This is a genomic window from Rhizobacter sp. P3_C12, from assembly GCF_056402735.1.
In genome coordinates this window covers 1-3,242 of the sequence record NZ_JBFUGW010000450.1, presented here as the reverse complement: position 1 = coordinate 3,242, position 3,242 = coordinate 1, and the positions used below count along the sequence as shown (strand labels likewise).

General features: G+C 66.3%; 4 protein-coding genes. All 4 read left to right on the top strand.

Going from position 1 to position 3,242, the window contains the following annotated elements; genetic code table 11:
• Positions 1-135: 135 nt before the first annotated feature.
• Positions 136-339 carry a 50S ribosomal protein L35 gene (gene rpmI / locus AC1DXV_RS32975; RefSeq protein WP_047511790.1) on the top strand — a complete coding sequence of 68 codons (204 nt, stop codon included), beginning with the start codon at positions 136-138 and terminating at the stop codon, positions 337-339.
• A gap of 52 nt (positions 340-391) precedes the next feature.
• Positions 392-748 carry a 50S ribosomal protein L20 gene (rplT, locus tag AC1DXV_RS32970; RefSeq protein ID WP_047511792.1) on the top strand — a complete coding sequence of 119 codons (357 nt, stop codon included), beginning with the start codon at positions 392-394 and terminating at the stop codon, positions 746-748.
• Between the two features lie 150 nt (positions 749-898).
• Positions 899-1,942, top strand: coding sequence for a phenylalanine--tRNA ligase subunit alpha (pheS, locus tag AC1DXV_RS32965; RefSeq protein ID WP_477871301.1), 1,044 nt, complete (start codon positions 899-901; stop codon positions 1,940-1,942).
• An 18-nt stretch (positions 1,943-1,960) separates the two neighbouring features.
• Positions 1,961-3,242 (top strand): phenylalanine--tRNA ligase subunit beta (gene pheT, locus AC1DXV_RS32960; protein WP_477937722.1); only part of this gene is annotated, 1,282 nt, incomplete at its 3' end.

The following is a 3,242-nucleotide window of genomic DNA, read 5'->3' as shown; positions in this document are numbered from 1 at the left end:
ATACCGAATAGCGTCGAAGTTTTGAGAGTTCAGCGCGCCGGTCTGGTCACCGGCGCGTTGCAAGAAGCCCCTCCAGGCCAACAAGACCGCAAGTTCTTTGCGGGCGCCTGGTGGAGCAACGAAAAAGGAGCAGTCATGCCCAAAATGAAGACCAAGAAGAGCGCTGCGAAGCGTTTCCGCGTCCGTCCGGGTGGCACCGTCAAGCGGGGCCAGGCGTTCAAGCGCCACATCCTCACGAAGAAGTCCACGAAGAACAAGCGCCACCTGCGTGGTGCCGTCGGCGTGCACGAGACCAACATGGGTCACATGGCTCAGATGCTGCCCTTCGCCGGGCTGTGATCTGCCACTGCTGATCTCACGGTTTCAGAAACACTTCCAGAAGGAGTAATCCATGCCTCGCGTCAAACGTGGTGTAACAGCCCGCGCTCGTCACAAGAAAATTCTCGCACTCGCCAAGGGTTACCGCGGCCGTCGCAAGAATGTATTCCGCATCGCCAAGGAAGCGGTCATGCGCGCTGGGCAATATGCCTATCGCGATCGCCGCACCAAGAAGCGTGTGTTCCGCCAGCTCTGGATCGCGCGCATCAACGCCGCGGCCCGTGGCCTGGGCATCACCTACAGCAAGTTCATGAACGGCATGAAGAAGGCGTCGATCGAGATCGACCGCAAGGTTCTTGCCGACATGGCAGTCAACGATCCTGCCGCTTTCGGCAGCATCGTGGAGAAGGTGAAGGCCCAGCTCGCTTGATGTCGTGATCGCGCCGGCTCGCGCACACGCTGTGCAGCCGGTGCCACGCAAGTCCCCGAAGGCTGTTCGCAGCCGCCGGGGCAAGCTCTCCAAGGCCGACCTCGTGTGCGGCCTTTTTTGTTTCTTGAACCGACCATCCATCCTCTACCGATGAACGACCTCGATCTACTGGTGCAGGCCGCGCACGCCGATTTCGCGCAGGCGACTGCACCCGCCGATCTCGAGAACGCGAAGGCGCGCTACCTCGGCAAGGCCGGGCGCGTGACCGAGCTGCTGAAGTCGCTGGCCGGGCTCGCGGGCGACGAGAAGAAATCGCGCGGTGCCGAGATCAACGCCGCGAAGCAGGGCATCGAGGCCGCGCTGAACGCGCGCCGCCAGGGCCTGGCCGATGCCGAGCTGCAGGCGCAGCTGAAGGCCGAGTCGCTCGACGTGACGCTGCCCGGGCGCAAGCGCGGCACCGGCAGCGTGCACCCGATCACGCGCACGATGGAGCGCATCGAGGCGATCTTCGGTTCGATGGGTTTCGACGTGGCCGACGGCCCCGAGATCGAGACCGACTGGTACAGCTTCACCGCGTTGAACAACCCGGAGAACCATCCGGCGCGCTCGATGCAGGACACCTTCTACGTCGATATGAAGGACGACGAGGGCCACTGGCTGAACCTGCGCCCGCACACCTCGCCGATGCAGGTGCGCCATGCGCGCGCCCATGCCGCGAAGTACGCCGGCCAGGCGCACATGCCCGACATCCGCGTGATCGCGCCGGGCCGCACCTTCCGCGTCGACAGCGATGCGACGCACTCGCCGATGTTCCACCAGGTCGAGGGCCTGTGGATCGGCGAGAACGTCAGCTTCAAGGACCTGAAGGCGATGTACCTGGACTTCATCCAGGCCTTCTTCGAGACCAGCGAGCTCGCGCTGCGCTTCCGCCCGAGCTACTTCCCGTTCACCGAGCCGAGCGCCGAGATCGACATCATGTTCGAGAGCGGGCCGCTGAAGGGCCGCTGGCTCGAGGTCTCCGGCTCCGGCCAGGTGCACCCGCAGGTGGTGCGCAACATGGGGCTCGACCCGGAGCGCTACATCGGCTTCGCGTTCGGCTCGGGCATCGACCGCCTGGCGATGCTGCGCTACGGCGTCAACGACCTGCGCCTGTTCTTCGACGGCGACCTGCGTTTCCTCAGCCAGTTCAAGTAACCAGCGGAAGACCCATCAATGCAATTCCCCGAGTCGTGGTTGCGTGAGTTCTGCAATCCGCCCCTTGAGACGAAGGCCCTGGCCGAGCTGCTGACGATGTCCGGCATGGAGGTCGAAGAGCTGCGCCCGGTGGCGCCGCCCTTCAGCCGCGTGGTCGTCGGGCGCGTCGTGTCGCTGGAGCGCCATCCGAATGCCGACCGGCTGAACGTCTGCCAGGTCGATGTCGGCAGCGGCAGCCTGCTCAACATCGTCTGTGGCGCCCCCAATGTCGCCGCGGGCCTGAAGGTGCCGTGCGCGCTGGTGGGCGCGGTGTTGCCCCCTGGCGAGGACGGCAAGCCCTTCGAGATCAAGCTCGGCAAGCTGCGCGGCGTCGAGAGCCAGGGCATGCTGTGCTCGGCACGCGAGCTGAAGCTGTCCGAGGACCACGGTGGCCTGCTGATCCTGGCCGAAGACGCGCCGCTCGGCGAGGACATCCGCAAGCACCTGTCGCTCGACGACACGCTGTTCACGCTGAAGCTGACGCCGAACCTCGGGCACTGCCTGAGCGTGTTCGGCGTCGCGCGCGAGGTCGCCGCGCTGACCGGCACGCCGCTGAAGACGCCTGCGTTCAAGCCGGTGCCGGTGAAGCACGCTGCCGTGCTGCCGGTGAAGGTCGAGGCGCCCGACCTGTGCGGCCGCTTCTCGGGCCGCATCGTGCGCAACGTCAACACCACCGCGAAGACGCCGGCCTGGATGGTCGACCGGCTGGCCCGTTGCGGCCAGCGCTCGGTGACCGCGCTGGTCGACATCTCGAACTACGTGATGTTCGAACTGGGCCGCCCGTCGCACATCTTCGACCTCGACAAGATCCACCACGGCCTCACGGTGCGCTGGGGCAGGCCGGGCGAGCAGCTGAAGCTGCTGAACGGCAACACGATCGAGGTCGATGCGGCGGTCGGCGTGATCGCCGATGCCGAGGCCGTCGAGTCGCTGGCCGGCATCATGGGCGGCGATGCGACCTCGGTGTCCGATGCGACGCGCAACGTCTACGTCGAGGCCGCGTTCTGGTGGCCCGAGGCGGTGTCGGGTCGTTCGCGCCGCTTCAATTTCACGACCGATGCGGGCCACCGCTTCGAGCGTGGCGTCGATCCGGCGCAGACGGTCGAGCACATCGAGCGCATCACGCAGCTGATCCTCGAGATCTGCGGCGGCGAGGCCGGCCCGATGGACGACCAGACCGTCGCGCTGCCGGCGCGCAAGCCGGTCACGCTGCGCGTCGCGCGTGCCGCGAAGGTGATCGGCATGCCGATCACGCAGGCGC